Source organism: Pseudobacteriovorax antillogorgiicola (genome assembly GCF_900177345.1).
Classification (GTDB): Bacteria; Bdellovibrionota_B; Oligoflexia; order Oligoflexales; family Oligoflexaceae; genus Pseudobacteriovorax; species Pseudobacteriovorax antillogorgiicola.
Genome location: NZ_FWZT01000001.1, coordinates 277,546 through 295,422, shown reverse-complemented (window position 1 = coordinate 295,422; position 17,877 = coordinate 277,546). Strand labels below are relative to the sequence as shown.

Annotated in this window: 18 protein-coding genes and 2 tRNA genes; 14 read left to right on the top strand and 6 right to left on the bottom strand. The window is 47.2% G+C overall.

Annotated features, from left to right (window positions below; translation table 11 throughout):
- Positions 1-125: 125 nt before the first annotated feature.
- Positions 126-2,033 (top strand): molecular chaperone DnaK, encoded by a 1,908-nt coding sequence (gene dnaK / locus B9N89_RS01545; protein ID WP_132314568.1) that lies wholly within the window; start codon positions 126-128, stop codon positions 2,031-2,033.
- A 63-nt stretch (positions 2,034-2,096) separates the two neighbouring features.
- On the opposite strand, the gene B9N89_RS01540 is transcribed toward dnaK, so the two are convergent.
- Genes B9N89_RS01540 through B9N89_RS01525 form a run of 4 tightly spaced genes read right to left on the bottom strand, consistent with a single transcriptional unit; the run spans position 2,097 to position 6,672 of the window.
- Positions 2,097-2,741, bottom strand: a complete 645-nt coding sequence (locus B9N89_RS01540) for a hypothetical protein (RefSeq protein ID WP_132314569.1) — start codon at positions 2,739-2,741, stop codon at positions 2,097-2,099.
- A gap of 41 nt (positions 2,742-2,782) precedes the next feature.
- Entirely contained in the window at positions 2,783-4,297 is a 1,515-nt protein-coding gene (locus B9N89_RS01535; RefSeq protein ID WP_132314570.1) for a tetratricopeptide repeat protein, read from the bottom strand.
- Positions 4,298-4,345: 48 nt separating this feature from the next.
- Positions 4,346-5,077, bottom strand: a complete 732-nt coding sequence (locus B9N89_RS01530; RefSeq protein WP_132314571.1) for a tetratricopeptide repeat protein — start codon at positions 5,075-5,077, stop codon at positions 4,346-4,348.
- An 8-nt stretch (positions 5,078-5,085) separates the two neighbouring features.
- Complete coding sequence (locus B9N89_RS01525) at positions 5,086-6,672, bottom strand: HDIG domain-containing metalloprotein (RefSeq protein WP_132314572.1); 1,587 nt, start codon at positions 6,670-6,672, stop codon at positions 5,086-5,088.
- A 198-nt stretch (positions 6,673-6,870) separates the two neighbouring features.
- On the opposite strand from B9N89_RS01525, the gene B9N89_RS01520 reads away from it, so the two are divergent.
- From B9N89_RS01520 to rplT, 4 genes are all read left to right on the top strand, one after another.
- A complete protein-coding gene (locus B9N89_RS01520) occupies positions 6,871-7,674 on the top strand; it encodes an inositol monophosphatase family protein (protein ID WP_132314573.1) in 804 nt (267 codons plus the stop codon).
- A 58-nt stretch (positions 7,675-7,732) separates the two neighbouring features.
- Entirely contained in the window at positions 7,733-8,476 is a 744-nt protein-coding gene (locus tag B9N89_RS01515; protein WP_132314574.1) for a hypothetical protein, read from the top strand.
- 209 nt (positions 8,477-8,685) lie between these two features.
- Positions 8,686-8,883 (top strand): 50S ribosomal protein L35, encoded by a 198-nt coding sequence (rpmI, locus tag B9N89_RS01510; protein ID WP_132314575.1) that lies wholly within the window; start codon positions 8,686-8,688, stop codon positions 8,881-8,883.
- A gap of 29 nt (positions 8,884-8,912) precedes the next feature.
- Positions 8,913-9,269, top strand: coding sequence for a 50S ribosomal protein L20 (gene rplT, locus B9N89_RS01505; protein ID WP_132314576.1), 357 nt, complete (start codon positions 8,913-8,915; stop codon positions 9,267-9,269).
- 237 nt (positions 9,270-9,506) lie between these two features.
- On the opposite strand, the gene B9N89_RS01500 is transcribed toward rplT, so the two are convergent.
- Positions 9,507-9,590 (bottom strand) — tRNA-Leu (locus B9N89_RS01500).
- Positions 9,591-9,722: 132 nt separating this feature from the next.
- On the opposite strand from B9N89_RS01500, the gene B9N89_RS01495 reads away from it, so the two are divergent.
- The 9 genes from B9N89_RS01495 (at position 9,723) to dnaB (ending at position 17,176) form a co-directional block, all read left to right on the top strand.
- Positions 9,723-9,974, top strand: a complete 252-nt coding sequence (locus B9N89_RS01495) for a DUF1844 domain-containing protein (protein ID WP_132314577.1) — start codon at positions 9,723-9,725, stop codon at positions 9,972-9,974.
- A gap of 71 nt (positions 9,975-10,045) precedes the next feature.
- Positions 10,046-12,679: an ATP-dependent Clp protease ATP-binding subunit gene (locus tag B9N89_RS01490; protein WP_132314578.1), complete on the top strand. Its 2,634-nt coding sequence runs from the start codon at positions 10,046-10,048 to the stop codon at positions 12,677-12,679.
- 100 nt (positions 12,680-12,779) lie between these two features.
- Positions 12,780-12,854 (top strand) — tRNA-Gln (locus B9N89_RS01485).
- Positions 12,855-12,941: 87 nt separating this feature from the next.
- Positions 12,942-13,877: a ribose-phosphate pyrophosphokinase gene (locus B9N89_RS01480; protein ID WP_132314579.1), complete on the top strand. Its 936-nt coding sequence runs from the start codon at positions 12,942-12,944 to the stop codon at positions 13,875-13,877.
- 171 nt (positions 13,878-14,048) lie between these two features.
- Positions 14,049-14,330 carry a hypothetical protein gene (locus tag B9N89_RS01475; protein ID WP_159455064.1) on the top strand — a complete coding sequence of 94 codons (282 nt, stop codon included), beginning with the start codon at positions 14,049-14,051 and terminating at the stop codon, positions 14,328-14,330.
- Positions 14,331-14,344: 14 nt separating this feature from the next.
- The gene (pth, locus tag B9N89_RS01470; protein WP_132314581.1) at positions 14,345-14,887 is read left to right on the top strand and encodes an aminoacyl-tRNA hydrolase; all 543 of its coding nucleotides are present in this window, start codon (positions 14,345-14,347) and stop codon (positions 14,885-14,887) included.
- Positions 14,888-14,948: 61 nt separating this feature from the next.
- Positions 14,949-15,305, top strand: a complete 357-nt coding sequence (gene rpsF, locus B9N89_RS01465; protein ID WP_132314582.1) for a 30S ribosomal protein S6 — start codon at positions 14,949-14,951, stop codon at positions 15,303-15,305.
- Between the two features lie 2 nt (positions 15,306-15,307).
- Positions 15,308-15,751, top strand: a complete 444-nt coding sequence (gene rplI, locus B9N89_RS01460) for a 50S ribosomal protein L9 (RefSeq protein WP_132314583.1) — start codon at positions 15,308-15,310, stop codon at positions 15,749-15,751.
- Positions 15,752-15,802: 51 nt separating this feature from the next.
- On the top strand, positions 15,803-17,176 hold the full coding sequence (gene dnaB, locus B9N89_RS01455; protein ID WP_159455063.1) for a replicative DNA helicase: 1,374 nt from the start codon (positions 15,803-15,805) through the stop codon (positions 17,174-17,176).
- Positions 17,177-17,207: 31 nt separating this feature from the next.
- On the opposite strand, the gene B9N89_RS01450 is transcribed toward dnaB, so the two are convergent.
- Positions 17,208-17,570 (bottom strand): helix-turn-helix domain-containing protein, encoded by a 363-nt coding sequence (locus B9N89_RS01450; RefSeq protein ID WP_132314585.1) that lies wholly within the window; start codon positions 17,568-17,570, stop codon positions 17,208-17,210.
- Positions 17,571-17,877: the final 307 nt, after the last annotated feature.

Genomic DNA, 17,877 nt, shown 5'->3' with positions numbered 1-17,877 from the left:
GAGGATATCGGTCTTAGGTTGTAGTGGAGACGGCATCGAACCCGGTAAAAAAGTCATCTCATCACGAAAACATGATTAATTTTATTAATATAGCCTTTTGGCCAGCTTAGAATGGAGAGAAGAACATGGGTAAGATTATTGGTATAGACTTAGGAACGACTAACTCGGTCGTTGCTGTGATGGAGCAAGGGCAACCTAAAATCATTCCAAACTCTGAAGGTAAGCGTACTACGCCAAGTGTGATTGGCTTCACCAAGTCTGGCGAAATTCTGGTCGGTGATGCAGCACGACGTCAGGCAGTAACAAATCCTGAAAAAACGATCTACTCAGCCAAGCGATTTATGGGCTGTACGTTCGGCGAGCGTAAAGACGAAGCTGGCCAGATGCCTTACAAGGTTGCCGAAGGTAAAGGTAGCATGGTCGTCTTCGATGTAGATGGCAAGCAGTACACGCCACAAGAGATCGGTGCGAAGGTTCTTGGTAAGCTTAAGCAAGCTGCAGAAGACTACCTCGGCGAATCGGTCACAGAAGCTGTGATCACAGTTCCTGCTTATTTCAACGACAGCCAGCGTCAAGCAACCAAAGACGCAGGTAAAATTGCTGGTCTTGATGTGAAGCGGATCGTGAACGAGCCTACAGCAGCAGCCTTGGCCTACGGTCTTGATAAAAAAGCTGACGAAAAAGTGGTCGTGTTCGACTTTGGTGGTGGTACGTTCGACGTCTCCATTCTTGAAGTTGGTGAGAACGTTGTTGAGGTTCTAGCAACAGGTGGTAACAACCACCTTGGTGGTGATAACGTCGACGAAATCCTAATTGACCACCTTGTGAAGACTTTCAAGTCAGAAACTGGTGTTGACGTGACTGGCGATCCAATGGCTATGCAGCGTCTGAAAGAAGCCGCGGAAAAAGCCAAGATCGAGCTTTCTTCGGCACAGTCAACAGACATCAATCTACCGTTCTTGACTGCTGATCAATCAGGACCGAAGCACTTGAACGTGGCGCTAACACGCTCACAGTTTGAGCAGCTGATCTCTAGCCTGATCGACAAGACTCTTGAGCCTTGTAAGCAGGTGATCAAGGATGCTGGTTTATCTACAAGCGAGATCGATGAAGTTATCCTTGTCGGTGGTTCGACACGAATTCCTCTTGTACAGCAGCGCGTGAAGGACTTTTTCAACAAAGAGCCTAACAAGACAGTAAACCCAGATGAGGTTGTTGGTATCGGTGCTGCAGTTCAGGGTGGTGTTCTTGCTGGTGACGTGAAGGATGTTCTACTTCTAGATGTAACACCTCTTACCTTGGGTATCGAAACTCTTGGTGGAGTTATGACGAAGCTAATTGAGCGTAATACAACGATTCCTCACAAGAAGAGTCAAGTATTCTCGACAGCTGCAGATAATCAAACATCCGTGGAGATTAATGTCCTCCAAGGTGAGCGAGAGATGGCAACGGATAACCGCCAGCTAGCACGATTCACCCTTCAGGATATTCCTCCTGCACCTCGTGGGGTTCCACAGGTTGAAGTAACCTTCGATATCGATGCGAACGGTATCCTTTCCGTATCCGCAAAGGATCTAGGGACTGGTAAAGAGCAGAAGATTACTGTCGAAGCAGCAACTAAGATCGACGATAACGAGATCGATCGTATGGTTAAAGAAGCTGAGTCCAACAAAGAGGCTGACCAGGTCAAGCGCGAAGCTGCGGAAGCTAAAAATGGTCTCGACTCTTTGATCTTTACAACTGAAAAGTCTCTAGCAGATGCTGGTGACAAGGTTCCTGCGGACCTTAAGACCGAAGTTGAAGCAGCCCTAGCTTCTGCTAAAGAGAAGCTTAATAGCACTGATGTGAGTGCTCTCAAAGCAGCTAAAGAAGAGCTGGAAAGTAAGACTCACAAGCTTGCGGAAATCATGTATAAGCAAGCTGGTGCTGAAGGTCAGCAAGCACCTGGACAAGGGCCTGCTGGTGGTGCGCAAGACTCAGGTAACAAGTCCGACCCTAACGTGGTGGACGCTGAGTTTGAAGAAGGTAAGTAATATCTGTAAGATTTGAATAGAATCGACTAAAGGGCCCTAAGTTGGGGCCCTTAATTGTTTGTTTCAGGACAGTTTGAATAGCTGTCGCAACCCCTTCCAAAAGATTGCTTTAGCTCTTGGGTCAAGTCGGTCCAATGCTGGGGCAGCCATGACCTGAATGTCGTAAGCTGTTGTTTGCGGGGCTTGGCAAATGTCATGGAAATCTGCGTCCAGTATCAACTCGCTCAGCTGTTCGTCAAGAATGATAAGTCGCTGGCAGCTTGCTGATTCTAGCTGGTCTAAGAACGCGCCTGGATCCGGGTTGTCAGTCAATTCGTGGAAAACGAACTCACCATCTTTCAGTCGAAGGGCCCTAATAAGCTTGGTCAGGGTCTGAAGTGACTCGGATTCCGGCAACCCCTTCGCGATGATATAAGTCTTGGCTGCCTGGAGAGCAAGTCCCTCATGCCTGGCATCCAATAGCTTGGAGCTTATGGCATCAGCTTCATTTTTGAGGTCGATATCAGCGACTAGCGTTGGTGGAGCTTCGAAATTCTGACTCGACGTGGGTGTAGGCGGAGCTTCAAGGTTTTGATCCGCCGCTATGGGGGGCGATTCTGTTGCTGCTTCTTGGCCTTTCTCATCCATCGGAATCTTGAATAGGCGCGGAGTTTCGAGTCCCCTGTCGGATAACCAGCTAATATAGTTTATAAGTTTTTGTTCCAGCATCGTTCCTCCCGAAACCTCTGTATACCACAGAAAATACCAAGCTAGGAGGCTGATTTCTTTGGGCGACGACTTTCGCGGCGGTTAATCACCAAGTTCTTGAGTTCGCGGTGCTTTGCGACAATTGTAGGGTCTTTATGACCCAACTTAAACATGCGTTTTTGAATGAAGTAACCCTTGGCTAACTGCTGGGTTTTTAGGGTGCATATACAAAGTAATTTCAATAGCTTGCCATGATCTGAGGATGCAGCCATACCATTGTGAATCGCAGAAATGGCTTGAGCATAGTTCTTAGCTTGAAGATAGATTTCGGTCTGGTAAAGGTAGCCCTCATGGTCCTTCGTAATCGCAATGTAGCGATCGAAAACTCCAGACGCACTGTCAAGCTCACCTTGATCTACGAAGTGCTTCGCAAGCATTTGATAGGCACTTAGATTGCTGGGATTTTTTTGAACAGCTTCTTCTAAGGTGGCCAAGCCTTCCTCTTCTTTACCCTCGCTTAGGTATAGCTTGGCCAAGATTCGGTAAGTATCAACTCGTTGAGGGTGACCTTTCTTCTCATCGCGAAGGACCATTTCTGCCAGCTTCTCCTTGTGGATAGCCTGGCAAAATTTAACGATTGCTTCAAGTGGCTTAGAGTTGTCTGGATACTGGCGCCTGAGGCGTTTGAAGTAGTAGATAGATTTTTCTAAATTATTCTCTTTGGCGTATGCGACACCCATTCCATAAAGGGCTTCGGGGTTTTTATTGTTTTCCAAAAGAGCTAGCCGTAGATGCTCGATGGCCTTCATGTTTTGGCCAAGCTTGAGGTGAATGTTTGCAACCTTGATTTGCCTGAGTAACTGCTTAGGGTTAGCCTCTAGCTCTTTCGTTAGAGCGTCTACAGCTTCTTCTTGGCGACCCTGTTCGATATATAGGTCAGATAGAGTTTTGTAGTTTTTCAAATACTCGGGATATTTCTTGATATTGGCTTGAAGTTTGGCAATGGCGAGATCCACTTGGGAGTCTTTGTATAAAATCAGAGCCTTCAGATACTCTGCCGTTGGGTGATCTGCCTTTCGCTGTAAAATCTTCTCGATGATGCTAAGTGCTGGAGCATAGTCCCCTGAATGGATAAGCTGCTCAGCCTTGCGAATCAGCTTCACCACAGGGCCTGGTGAGTGGTATTGGGTCAGGACCGTGATAATTTTCTTCTCAAGTTCTTCTGGCTGGAAAGGCTTTAATAGATAGTCGTTAGCCCCTAGGTCGATGGCTTTAACAATATCATCGCGATTGGCTTCGCCAGTGATAGCGATAATCGGAGTATCGGATTGGATGTCTTTATTTCGGATCATCTGAAGGATGTCGAAGCCGTCAGTATCACTGTAATAGAGATCCAAGATATAGAGATCGAATGCTTCCGCCTGGATCATACGTCTGACATCACGGCCGTGATGAGCGTCCACATATTGCACGACCCCAATGCGCTCGAGCACTCGCTCAATAGACTTACGCATAAGGTCGTGTTCGTCACCCACAAGGACGCGGATCTCGCTCGGTTTGAATGGCAATTGATCCATAAGCTTTGAGTTCTCCTGAAGAGTCCTTCGGTGCTTATGTGAATAACTTTAAGCTTTTGGAGCTTGTGGGGGGGCTTCTCTAAGGCAGCGAATCAGCGATCGAGAGATCCGATCCTCGGTATTGATCTCCTGGGATTTAGTCCAATAGTTATGAGCATTTGTGTAATCTCCTTCGCGGTAGTGGATCAGGCCGAGAAGATTGTATACATTTGTATTAGGAGCAAACTTCCCAGAAAATTCCCTCAGGCGGGCCTTGGCCTTCTCAAGATGACCAACCTCGTATTCCAGGCTTGCTAAAGAGTAGATTTTATCTGGCATGCTCGGAAAGATGCTGAGAGCTTTTTCATACTCTTTGATCGCTTCAACGCGAAGTCCGGCTTTCTCGTAGTACTCTGCGGTTTGGCAATGAAGATTGGCAAGGCGACCCAGAAAAAGACTTGGAAGCTGTCGGCTACCTGAAGCAAAAGTTTGGTTCAGATTTTGATATTGCTGCTCTCCTTGCTGATAAAGGCCGAGATCGCAGTAAAGGATTGTTAGGTTAAGGCCCGCCTCGATAAACTTGGGATTAAGCTCCAAGGCTTTTTGGAATTGCTGAATCGCGAGGCCAAATTTAGATTGTCGATGAAATGTAAGGCCTAGCAAGTTGTGGAGGTTGGATAAGGCACCTAGCTCTTCGATGGATTCATGAAGCAGCTTTTCCGCTGCCCCAAAACGGTTGACACTCAGATAGATGCTTACTTTCTCTTGAATCTCTCTGAGCTTGGCTCTGATCGAGGGCATACCCTTTCCTATGCAACAGCAACGGACTCGAAGCGGCGAGATACCAGAACTTTGATTTGCCCTGGAAACGCGACTTCCGCTTCAATCTTCCGGGCGATATCTTGAGTGTACTTATTTAATTCGTTCTCTTTAACCTTTTTGTGATTCACATCGATATGAACCTCCCGGCCACCATTCATAATGGCAATTTTTAGAATCCCCGGGAAGCTACGAACGACGTCTTCGATCGCGCTAAGACGGATCTGATAGCCTTCCTCCAAATTGACCCTAGCCCCTGGGCGTGCTCCAGAAAGCGTATCGGCGGATTTCAATACGTAGCTCATCGGAGTCTCAAGGACGAGATCGTTATGGTGAGACATCACCGTATCACATACCAGTTTTGATTCTCCAAATCGATCTGCATAGTCGCCGCTAATTACAGCATGACTTCCCTCGATCCGGTAGTCAATGCCCTTGCCAATGTCGTGTAGCAGGCCGCAACGTTTTGCGGTTTGAGGGTCGACGTCTAGCTCGGAGGCGAGAATTCCTGCTAGTTTCGCTACTTCTAAAGAATGAAAATATTGATTTTGACGATAGCTTGTTCGCCAGTTTAATGCTCCCACCATCCGTTGGATCTCAGGGGCAATACCCTCTAGGTGAAGCTCCCTAACTGCCTGCTGGCCAAGCTTAAGTGCGGTGTTCTCTAGTCCACGTTTGTGCTTCGAGAATACTTTTTCTGCTTTAGCCCAGGCTCCAGGCCCTTTTGGAATGAGCTCTTCTAAAGTTAGGCGAGCAGCCTCTTTATCGATTCCATAGCCGCCCCCTAGCTTAATCACGGGAGCGTCTTGGCTTTTTTCCTCGCTCATACCAATTTCTACCTGATCCACTAATTCTTGCAGATCTTCGATCAATCGGTGCTTATCACCCGACAAGGCTTCTAGAGATTTTTTGTTAGCGATTTCCACATGGCTCACTGGTTTTGGCCAGACAAATTTTGGTTCATACCGCGAAAGAACGCGGGCGAGGGAACGATCTGCCAACTTTTTACTATTGGTTTGAAGGTCTTCGCTCATGTCTTTAATGCGCTTTTGGCTTTCGAGCATTCGCGAGTTGATGATCTCTTCAGCAAGGTTCGATTCGACGGTTTCAAGTTCGCATTCAGCGTGCTTAGCCAATGCTCCTTGTAGCTCACGTCGGTGATTGTTGACATCTCCAGAGACTTTGTCCAGCTGCGCTTTCACAACTTCGACTTTTTGCTGGTAGGAATTGCACTGGTTTTCAATTTTAGCAATTCGCGATTCTTCTCTCGATAGGAAGTCTTCCTGCTGCTCGATTTCCTGTTCCTGGGCCTCCAAGTCTTGGGCGCGATCTTCGAGCTGAGCGTCGAGCTCCTCTTGGTAAATGCTGAGCTTTTCGTCCTGGCGGGCGATCGACTCCTCGACGATATGCTGCTTCCTGGCCAATGCTTTCTGGACAACTTTTTCTCGCTGCTGCACTTGCTCGGCAGTAAGCCTTTTCGGAAGCGAGCGCTTCATAAAAACAAAAAAAGCATATCCTGCAACAGTTGATATCGCCATGATGGCGATGATGGTAGAAAGTGAAATATTGACATCCATGAGACGGGTACCCCATTCTATATTCAGTATCTTTTCGGTTCTTATAGGTGTTTAATTGAGGAGTCATTTAGACGCTCAATCTATGGTTAAAAAGTGAGTATGACTCGCGCATTTTCATCAAGCGTGTCACAATACTAGATCATACAACAAGCAGGCAATCTAAGATATAGAAGAAGCAGAAGGGGCTGAGGGAGAGGCATGGAGATTGAAGGCGATCTCAAGACACTGGACCAGATCATCCGCGCTGCAGGCGACAAGCTGATGTCGTTTTATCGACGGGATGATCTGAGGGTAACTCAGAAGAAGGATGATTCCCTGGTAACTGAGGCGGATCTAGCGAGTGAGAAGGTGATCATTGATGCTCTAACAGAGCACTTCCCCGGTGATAAGATTTACTCCGAAGAGGCAGGGCTATCTTCGGCTGATCGTCACGAGGGAAGCTACATCTGGATTGTGGACCCTTTAGATGGAACTACAAACTTCTCAAATCATTATCCATTTTTCTGTGTTTCCATGGGTCGAGGGGTATTCACGAAAGATGGAAAGATCGAGATCGTCCAAGGTGGGGTCTACGACCCAGTTCGAGAGGAGTGCTTTCTTGCAGAGCGAGGTCGCGGTGCCTCTTGCAATGGGCGAGACATTTCAGTTCGTCCTGACCGCCCACCAGAAGAGGGCTTTATCGTAACAGGCTTTTCCTATCATAAAGGCCCAGAGCTTGAGGTCGATGTGAATCGTTTCTTACGAGTGGCTGAAGTATGCCAAAGTATACGAAGAGATGGCGCTGCAGCTTTGGATCTAGCCTATGTGGCCTACGGAATTTACGATGGATATTGGGAGTTTGGCTTGAGGCCTTGGGATATCGCGGCTGGGTCTCTCATAGTCCAAGAAGCCGGCGGCTATGTTTACGATACCGGTCGGGGGGCAGACTCCTTCGACCCGGAGTCTGACGGGATACTGTGTGGTACTCGGTCCATGTCTGAGTACCTACGTTCAAAGATGTAAAATTGGCCTAATTGTGGTCTTCCTGTTACACTATAAGTGTAAAAGGAGGATCGTGAATATGCGCCTTAAAGTTAGCTTATTAGCATGCCTTTTTCTCCATTCACCGGATTCGAGTGCCGTTGACGGCCAAAGCTCCTACGAGAGGGTGGAGCTGAACTGGGATACTATGAGAATTCGCTTCTATGGTGAGGCCAAACAGTCAGGAAGCCTTCGAGACACAGAAAAAGAGGCTGTGAAGGAAGGTATCTCGTATATAGTAGAAGCTCTTCCTGCAATCCGTATGGCGAATTTAGAACAAGGGCTCCTGGGTGAGCAGGACGATCGCAGCATTGTTCAAGGTGTTTCAACCAAGACCTATACCTATGGCACAACTTACTTTAGCGACGGGCGGGTTCGCGTCGACTTGGAGAGTAGCCTACCCAATGCATTGGCACCTCAAGGCCTTGATTTCACGAAGGATGAGCCAAGTGAATTGAATACTAGGAATACGGGTATAGTGGTGGAGCTGCCCAGTGCTATGGACCCCCAGATGATCTATGAAATCCAAAATCAAGCCGGTGAATCACTCTATCGCCTAAAAGATGTTGCCAGGTCTGAGTTTGCCAAAAACTTTATGGGCCGTTTTTTCGACGGTGATAGCAAGAGGCGCCTCAACTACTTTAGCGGCGAGAAGCCTATCAATATTAAAGGCAAGTCCAAGGGTGATCGTATTATCGTTGTCGACGGCAAAGAATGGCAGAGTCTTGTTGATGGAAATTATGGCTTACTTGAGCAGGCAAAAGTTGCCATCGTTGGTCCCTAATTCAACCGACTTAGGGTGAGTCCTCGGCTCCCTAACTTACTGGATAGACCTACCTCATCGAAATCTCTTTTTAAGCTTGAGTCTACAGTGCTTATTTGTTAAACAGCTCAATTCGAGCCGTTACAGGACAAGTCGTCCTGCAATTTGTGCGGGCTCCCTAAACGTTCGGCAGAACTGCCTAGCATAAACACTAGAAAGGGTCATTAGACATGCCTAAAGTAAAGACGAAACGAGCGGCAGCTAAGCGATTTCGTATTCTTCCTTCCGGTAAAATTCGTCGTAACCACGCGAATAAGCAGCACATTCTTACAAAGAAAAAGCGTGCTCGCTTGAACAAACTTAAGAAGTCAGCCTACGTAGTAGCTTCTGACGTTAAGCTTGTGCTTCGCTGCTTACCAAACGGATAATTAACAACTAGAACAGAAGGATACAAAATATGTCTCGCGCTAAACGGGGTTTTAAAGCCCGACGTAGAAGAAAAAAGATACTTGGCCTAGCAAAGGGCTACCGTGGATCTCGTAAGAATAGATTCCGCAACTCGGTTCACGTTGTAAAACGTGCATTGGCGTTCTCTTACCGTGACCGTCGCGTCAGAAAAAGAGAGTTCCGTCGTTTATGGATCGTACGTATTAACGCGGCTGCAAGGTCCGAGGGGCTTCGCTACTCAGAATTCATGAACGGTCTTAAGAAAGCTTCGGTTACACTAGACCGTAGCGTACTTGCTGATCTTGCTATCAACGACCCAAAAGCATTTGCTCAGTTGGTTGTCACTGCTAAGGCAGCGCTAGCATAATCATTAGTGAACTACAAATCTTATCCACAGTTTTCAAAAGAAACTGTGGATATTTTTTTTGTACTGATATTAAGGTTTTAACCCCATATTCAGGATATGAATGTTAGTTTATCCACAAGGGTGTGGGGAAAAGTTGCGACGATCTGATGATGCTCGACAATTTGAATTTAGATGTATTTTTGAGAGATGAGTATGTTTGATTTTTATAAAGAGTGCAAGACCAAAAAGGAAGGTCGATGGTGCGGACGGTGAGACTTGAACTCACACGCGCAAGGCACTGGCTTCTAAGACCAGCGTGTCTACCAATTCCACCACGTCCGCTCGTGGAATGAGTATTTGCCTTGATTCTGGCATAAAGTCAACACCTTTCACTCATTTTTTTTCAGATTGCTTAAATCCTTCCATGTTTATCGTAAATCTAATACATTGGGGTCTGTGAAGGGAGGATAACGTATGTCAGATCAGCAGCAACAGGTTGAATTTTCTGGATTGGTTCTTGGCTTTTGCTCAGCGGCGCTCTCGTACATGGGTTTCGGTGACTCTAGTGCACCTCGCAATCTAGCTCTAGCTAAGCAAAATATTGATATCCTAGGTCTTCTAGCCGAAAAAACGAAAGGCAATCTCAGTGAGGAGGAAGAGCGACTTCTGAAGGACGCCTTGCTTGACTTAAAAACGAAGTACACTGATCAACAAAAGAATTCCTAACTCTCCCAGTTCAGCTCCCTAAAGAAAATCCATAGCTATCCGAAAAGTTTACAAAAATGACTAGGTAGCTCATGGATCTTGCTAAGTATAATTTCGAATGTCGGAAAGCCCTTCACTTTGGCCTTCGCTATGCGAAGGGTCTTGGCCATGACCACCTTGAGTGTGAACACGTTGCGCTGGCGATCCTGCGTTCCAATTGGGATATCTTAGACGCTATGACCCATGGGGTCGTGGAAAGAGCTCTTGAATCGTTCCTGCAGAGCTATCCCAAGCACTTCGGAGCGGTCAAGGTCGAGTTTGGACCAAGGCTCAATACTGCCATGGATGCCGCTGAATCGGCGTCGCCAAACGAACCCATTGATTTAGAAACTTTGTGGTCTCACCTGCAAAGAGAATCTACGGCTATCAAGAATGCTCTCTACAAAGGTGAGCAGGAAACTCGCAAGCATCATCAGTTTGAAGAGCTCTTTCCTCACAAACAGAAGCCGAACGGGCAAGAGGGTAAAGATCCCGATGACCCGGATTTTGTGGAGCGTCGCAAACGACCTAGAGACCAATCGAAAACCCTGGAAAAGTCCCTCGATAAGAAGCTACGGCAGTATTCGGTAGACCTTACTGAGGCGGCTAGTCGTGGCAACCTGGATCCGGTCTTAGGTCGAGATCGGGAGATCCGTAGAGTGCTCGAAGTTCTGGGGCGCAAGAAAAAAAATAATCCGATCTTACTGGGGGACCCAGGAGTTGGCAAAACAGCAGTGGCCGAAGGTATAGCTTTAAAGATTGTAGAAGGAAAAGTACCAGAGTCTTTGACTGGAGTTCGTGTCTTGTCCCTCGATCTCGGTTCGATGATCGCAGGCAGTAAGTATCGCGGCGAATTTGAAGATCGCTTGAAGGGTGTCTTGGAGTGCCTGGAAGAGTTAGGTGACAAGGTCATACTATTTATTGACGAAATTCATACGGTTGTTGGCGCTGGCCAATCTGAAGGGAGCATGGATGCAGCAAATTTACTCAAACCTGCATTGGCGAGAGGTGAAATGCGTTGCTTGGGTGCTACAACCTTGGCCGAATATCGGAAGTACTTTGAAAAAGATGCGGCTCTTGAACGGCGATTTCAGCCGATCATGGTCAACGAGCCTGATAAAGCCAGCTCAGTGGCTATCTTGCGAGGGATTAAAAAGAAGTACGAGATCCATCACGGGGTAACCATAGAGGATGAAGCTCTGTTATCAGCTGTAGAGTTTTCTGTAAAGTACCTGCCTAGCAGGCGCTTGCCTGATAAGGCTATCGACTTAATCGATGAGGCCTCGTCGCGAATGAGGCTTCAGATCGATAGCACTCCACGGGAGCTAGATGAGCTGTTTACTAAGATTTCCGAGCTTGAAATCGAAAAACAATCTTTAATGGGTGAAGGTCATAGTAAGGCTCTAGCATCCTTGAATGTCAAAATTGATATGCTTCGCAAGGAGTGTGAAATTTTGGAGGGGGTCTGGCGCTCCCATCAAGAGCTTCACGAAATGCTACGTAGTGAGGAGCAGAAAGCGGAAGACTTGGCTTCCCTTCATCGTGATGCAAAAGATCAGCAAGATTTTGAACTAGCAGCGCGAACCCAACATGTGGAGCTGCCAGAAGTAGAGGCTCGGGTCCAGGGGGTACGCGAAAAGCTGGAGTCTCTCGAAAAAGACCATCCTTTTTTAAGGCAGATTGTGGGCGTCCGAGAGGTTGCTGAAGTTTTGAGCCAGTGGACAGGTATCCCTAGCCGCAAGATGATGGCTAGCGACCGCATGCGATTGATGACTATTGAACAGCGAATCAGCGACCGAGTTTATGGGCAGGAGCAAGGTATTCGTGTTCTTTCCAAGGCAATCAAGCGGGCCCGAGCTGGTATTAACGATCCAACAAGACCCCTAGGTGTCTTTCTTTTCTTGGGTCCAACGGGTGTTGGAAAGACAGAAACGGCTAAGGCGATCGCTGAAGAGCTGTTTGATGACGAATCGAAGTTGATTAGAATTGATATGTCTGAGTACATGGAGTCCTTCAGTGTGTCTCGCTTAATTGGTTCTCCGCCTGGCTACACCGGCCACGACTCTGGGGGGGAGCTTACCGATGCTGTTCGCAACAAGCCTTACTCAGTTGTTCTTCTAGACGAAATTGAAAAGGCCAATCCCAAGGTACTCGACATACTGCTACAGGTTTTTGATGATGGGCGTTTAACAGATGGTCAAGGGCGTACAGCTGACTTTAAGCAAACCATCATCATCATGACATCAAATTTAGCAGTAAACAGCCTAGCTGATCATCCCCTAGGCAAAGGGGAGGCTCTTCGCCAATCGGTGGCGCAGGAGCTAAGGCCGGAACTGGTGAATCGCATCGATGAAATTGTTAGGTTTAAAGCTCTTGGGGAGCTCGAGTTTCGTGAGCTTCTAGCGAAGAGTTTGCGGCAGCTGAATGATCGCCTCCAGGACAAGGACATTCGCCTATCGCTAAGTGAGGAGCTGGAGCAAGAGTTGATAGCCTTCGGCCTAGACAGTAATTTTGGGGGGCGAGGTTTACATCGGATCTTCAAGGATACCGTGGTGGATTTCGTCACTGACAAGCTCATCGAAGAGGAGCAGTGGAAAGGAGCCTGGGTTCTTGGGTACGATCATTACGGCATGCTTACCTTCCAAAAAGATGAGCGTCAACATCGCTTTCTTCCCCCTGCCCGATAATGGTGAAAATTATTTAAAAAATGTGAAGAGGGCCTATTGACTTTTTAATATTCTTTGAAGTATCTTTGGGTCCCGTCGAGGAGACTACTTCTTCCTGAATTGGGGCGTCGTCAAGTGGTAAGACACTGGATTTTGATTCCAGCATCCGCAGGTTCGAGTCCTGCCGCCCCAGCCATATCCATTTTCAAGCACCTAGACAAGTCCCTAAAAGCTTTTTAGCTTTGATGATATTTATCCTCTCACATACAAGGACTAATCTGCCATGAGTCATGATCTCGTATTGCTTTCAGGAAATGCTAATCGGGCCCTTGCCGGACGAATTGCTAGCTACTTAGATCTTAAGTTAGGTAACGCAATCGTCGAGCGCTTTTCAGACGGAGAGACACGAGTCGAGCTCAACGAGAATATCCGCGGCCGGGACGTGTTCATCATTCAGCCAACCTGTGCACCAGCTAATCAGCATATTATGGAAGCTCTTGTGATGGTTGATGCCTGTAGGCGGGCCTCTGCAAAGCGCATTACCTTGGTGAATCCATATTTTGGTTATGCCAGGCAAGAGCGAAAAAGCGCGCCGCGGACGCCCATTACGGCGAAACTTGTGTCGGACTTGTTCACGGTCGCTGGTGTGGATCGCATGCTTTGTATGGAATTGCATACTTCTGCAATCCAAGGGTTCTTTAATATCCCGGTAGATCATTTGTTTTCGAAACCGGTGTTTGGCCCTTACTTCCAAGGGCGGGATAACCTATTAGTAGTGTCTCCTGATGCTGGGGGTGCTGAAAGAGCGCGTGCCATTGCGAAATACTATGATTGTGGCCTAGCGATTGTGGATAAGAGGCGTGATCGCCCCAATGAAAGTGCAGTTATGCACATTATTGGCGATGTGACAGACAAGGACTGCCTGATCGTCGACGATATCTGTGATACTGGTGGCTCTCTATGTAAGGCTGCCCAGGCACTTGTGGACAAGGGTGCCCGATCGGTTAGCGCTGCCATCACTCACCCTGTGCTGAGTGGACCAGCAGTTGAGAGAATTGCCGAGTCTTGCCTAACTGAGCTAGTCGTGACAGACACTATCCCTTTATCTGAAAAGGCGAGAAACTGCTCGAAAATTAAGCAGTTATCTGTAGGGGAACTTCTTGGTAAGGCGATACGACGCATTCATGGGGCTGGTTCGATCAGCTCCTTATTTGTTTAATGACGTATTTTTATCCACAAGGCACTTGCATGCCTTGCGGGTTCCTTATATAACGCTAACCTCAAGTTCAAATTGTCTACCCGCAGACGCAGCTTGAGTTAGATATAAGTATTTATTTAAATTGAATAATTGAAGTAGATGCCTCTAGCGGGCTTGAGGATAGGAGATCGTATGTCTGAGAATCTCGTTACAATCGAAGCGGTTGTCAGAGAGCAAACTGGTAAAGAATATGCGCGCAAGCTAAGAAAAGCGGGAAAAATTCCTGCAAACTTGATGGAAAAGGGCAAGGCAACAAGCCTTGAGCTAGATCCTAAGTGGCTTGGTAAAGCTTATAAAGAAGGCAAGAAGTTTAACCTCACGCTCAATGGTGAGACTAAGCTGGTTGTGATCAAAGAGGTTCACCTCGATGCGATCAAGCGCATGCCTCTTCATGTCGACCTCATGTACGCTTAATTGCGGATGAATCGTTGAAGCTACTTGTCGGCCTTGGCAATCCAGGGCCAAAATATGAACTCACCCGCCACAACGCTGGCTTCCTTGTCCTTGATCAAATTGCCGATCAGTGTGGAATTCAATGGGAAGGTCAGAAGTTTCAGGGAGAGTTTGGGAAGGGGCAAATTTTAGGAGAGGCCTGTCTTCTTCTAAAGCCAAATACCTTCATGAACTTAAGCGGTCGTTCTGTGAGTCAGGCGATGCGCTTCTACAAACTAGGCGTCGACGACTTATTGGTCTTCCATGACGATATCGACGTTCCATTTGGCAAGGTAAAGGCCAAGATGGGCGGCGGTCATGGTGGCAATAATGGCATTCGCAGCATTATAGCGGAAACCGGCCTCAAGGACTTTGTCCGTATCAAACTTGGCGTTGGTCGACCCCAGAAACCCGAAGACGGACAGGTGTCTGATTGGGTTTTGAGCCGTTTCTCACAAGAGGAATTGGACGTATTAGCTAAAGACATGGTTCAAGACGCAATGGTGCGACTTGATTCTATTTATAAACAGAAAAGATGACATGTCTCTCTTGCTCTTGCCGAGGGCATAGGGCTGCTTCAATCCATAAGGGAGGTTCGTTTTGCTGAGAGAATACGAATTTACATTTGTAACAAAGGCAGATTTGCCTGACGCTGATAAGACAAAAGTCCTATCTGGCTATGAAGAAATCCTTGCCCGGAACGGTGGCGAGATTCTTAAAAAGTCTGACTGGGGAACTAAAAAACTAGCTTACCCAATCAAGAAAAACTTCCGTGGTCACTACGCGTTCTACGATCTAACAGCAAGCCCCGATAGCATTGCTGAGTGTGAGCGACTTCTTCGTATTGACGAAAATGTCCTTCGCTATTTGGTTGTAAAGATCGACGAAGACGTAAATGTGGAAGAGCGACGAGCTGAGCTAGCTAAGCTTGACGCACAGCAGTCTGAGGAGAAGTAATCATGAGACTTATCTTGAACCAAAACGTTGACTCCCTTGGCAACATTGGTGACATCGTTAAAGTAAAAGCAGGATATGCACGTAACTACCTGATTCCTCGCGGCATCGCGTCTGTTGCTAACGAAGGCAATGAAAAAGCATTGAATCAGCAACTCAAGGTTCTTGAGAAGAAAAAAGCTGAGCTTCTTGCTGAGGCGAAGAAGGCTGCTGCAGCTATTGAAAAAACTTCTGTGACAGTAACCAAGCAAGTTGGCGAAGACGAAAGAATCTTCGGATCTGTCACTACGGCTGAACTTGAAGAGCTGTTGATCGCTGAGGGTATCACGGTCAACCGCAAGGACATCAAGCTTGACGAAGAAGTTCGTAAAGTAGGTGTTTACGCCGCTTCAGTTAAAGTACATCCTGAAGTTGTCGCTAAATTCAAAGTTTGGGTTGTTGCCCAGTAAAAATAGGCGCTCCGATTCTGGGGCGCACTATGCTTCCTCAGGATCGCAGAGTTGACAGACTTAGATTTGAGTACAGATCAGCATCAGGTGAGTGGCAAATTACCTCACTCGGTGGATGCTGAAAAGGCTGTCTTGGGCTCTATCCTCCGTGACTCTGAGACCTTGTCAGTGGTGGAAGGGGTTCTGGAGCCCCGACACTTCTTTATTGATTCCCATCGCAAGATTTATGAAGCTATTTTTACGCTTTCATCGGCCGGTGAGTCGGTTGATATTGTGACGGTCGCAGAAAAGCTCCGTGAACTTCAGGAAGACGGCAAGCAGCTTGGCCCGTCATACCTTGTGGATCTTACCGAAAACTGTCCTGTTACACAGAATGTTGAGCACTATGCAAAGATAGTTAGGAACCACTTCTATCGCCGAGGCATCATTACATCATGTGAAGATGTGATTCAGGGTGCGAAAAGCTTTGACGGCTCCATTGAGTCGTTTATCGAGAAGGTGGAAAAGCAGTTTCTAGCTATTGCGTCAGAGTACGACAGCCAAGGTATCGTGACGGCAGACCGCGTTCTTGAATCGACGATTGAAGATATTCAGAAAAAACTGGAATCAGATGGTTCGTTAAGTGGTGTCACCACCGGCTTTAACGATCTTGATGCTCTGACTGGTGGTCTCCAGCCCAGTGACTTGATTATTCTAGCAGCTCGGCCTGGTATGGGTAAAACAGCATTGGTTCTGAATGTGGCCACGAATGCGGTTCTCGCTGGCAAGTCTGTCGTAGTGTTCAGCTTGGAGATGAGTAAAGAACAGCTCATGGCCAGGGTCTTGTCGAGTGTAGCGAGAGTCGACTCGTCGCGGTTGCGCAAGGGAGACCTTTCGGATGAAGAGCAAGATCGCTTGATGGAAGGTGCGCGTCGTATTTATGAGTGTAAGGATGCCTTAGGGATTGATGAAACACCTGGTATTTCTCTTATGGAACTTAGGTCTCGGTGCCGACGTTTTCACAAAGAGAATGGCGTCGATATGATTATTATCGACTATTTGCAGCTCATGTCTGGTTCATCACAAGCAAAGTCAGAGAGCCGTGAGCGTGAGATATCCGAAATCTCCATGGGCTTGAAAAATCTGGCCAAGGAATTGGGTGTGCCCGTGATCGCTTTGGCACAGCTTAATCGTGGTCCAGACTCTAGACCGGATAAACGTCCAAAGCTTTCAGATCTACGAGAATCAGGGTCGATGGAGCAGGACGCCGATATGATCTTTTTTGTCTATCGAGACGAGTACTACAATCCAAATTCAGAGATGGCAGGGATTGCCGAGTTGCTGGTCGCAAAAAACCGGCACGGTTCTCTTACTACTATCAAATTGGCCTACCAGCCTAACTATGTCTCATTCCAGAACCTCTTCCACGAATCGGACGACGCCTAGATTGAGTTTTTAGGATCGAGCTCAATAGCATCTAAATCCCGTAGAGCTTTATCTTTTTTCTGAGTGTGTTGCGATTGATGCCGAGGATCTTAGCAGCTTGGACTTGATTTCCACCCACTCGGCGCAGTATCTGAATAAGCAGCGGCTTTTCCACCTTGGACATGATCAGCTCATGGACATTTTCCGGATAAAAAGTACCAATTTGATCTAGGAAGCGCGATATTTTTAGCTCTACCACGTCTTCGATCGAGTATTTATCCAAGCGCTTGATCAAATCCACATCATCGATATTGATGCCGCGAGATGTCATATTCGCTGGTTTACTGGGAATCTGAGACTGTGACGATGAAGAGCCCTGGCCTGGACGAGGGGTCTGGGAGATGATTTGATCCACTAGTAATCCATCCAAAAAAGAAACCGACGATACCCGGTGCTGTCTGACCCTGCAAGAACAGGTGACGTTTTTTTATCAAGGCGGGGGATAGGCTGTCAACTTTCTGATGGAATTTAAAGATCTTGCTTGCTCGGCAGGCTTTTCCCATTTTTCGCAGAAGGGCCTGCGTTACAATCTTTAATAGTGAAACAAGCAATAGGTCACACTAACGTGTTATCATCTCTCAACTTTGCCCCTACGAAAGCCTTGATATGAATAAACTGGCGATGTAAAACCTTTTGAAGCAGTTTAACTATAGGATTTCTAG

Bases quoted from the DNA above. Each gene is read 5' to 3' on its own strand.
- B9N89_RS01515 (WP_132314574.1), top strand. From the start codon at position 7,733: ATGCGCCTTAAAGTTAGCTTATTAGCATGCCTTTTTCTCCATTCACCG.
- B9N89_RS01490 (WP_132314578.1), top strand. From the start codon at position 10,046: ATGGATCTTGCTAAGTATAATTTCGAATGTCGGAAAGCCCTTCACTTT.
- B9N89_RS01495 (WP_132314577.1), top strand. From the start codon at position 9,723: ATGTCAGATCAGCAGCAACAGGTTGAATTTTCTGGATTGGTTCTTGGC.
- B9N89_RS01480 (WP_132314579.1), top strand. From the start codon at position 12,942: ATGAGTCATGATCTCGTATTGCTTTCAGGAAATGCTAATCGGGCCCTT.
- B9N89_RS01540 (WP_132314569.1), bottom strand. From the start codon at position 2,741: ATGCTGGAACAAAAACTTATAAACTATATTAGCTGGTTATCCGACAGG.
- dnaK (WP_132314568.1), top strand. From the start codon at position 126: ATGGGTAAGATTATTGGTATAGACTTAGGAACGACTAACTCGGTCGTT.
- rplT (WP_132314576.1), top strand. From the start codon at position 8,913: ATGTCTCGCGCTAAACGGGGTTTTAAAGCCCGACGTAGAAGAAAAAAG.
- rplI (WP_132314583.1), top strand. From the start codon at position 15,308: ATGAGACTTATCTTGAACCAAAACGTTGACTCCCTTGGCAACATTGGT.
- B9N89_RS01525 (WP_132314572.1), bottom strand. From the start codon at position 6,672: ATGGATGTCAATATTTCACTTTCTACCATCATCGCCATCATGGCGATA.
- B9N89_RS01520 (WP_132314573.1), top strand. From the start codon at position 6,871: ATGGAGATTGAAGGCGATCTCAAGACACTGGACCAGATCATCCGCGCT.
- B9N89_RS01530 (WP_132314571.1), bottom strand. From the start codon at position 5,077: ATGCCCTCGATCAGAGCCAAGCTCAGAGAGATTCAAGAGAAAGTAAGC.
- B9N89_RS01535 (WP_132314570.1), bottom strand. From the start codon at position 4,297: ATGGATCAATTGCCATTCAAACCGAGCGAGATCCGCGTCCTTGTGGGT.
- rpmI (WP_132314575.1), top strand. From the start codon at position 8,686: ATGCCTAAAGTAAAGACGAAACGAGCGGCAGCTAAGCGATTTCGTATT.
- B9N89_RS01475 (WP_159455064.1), top strand. From the start codon at position 14,049: ATGTCTGAGAATCTCGTTACAATCGAAGCGGTTGTCAGAGAGCAAACT.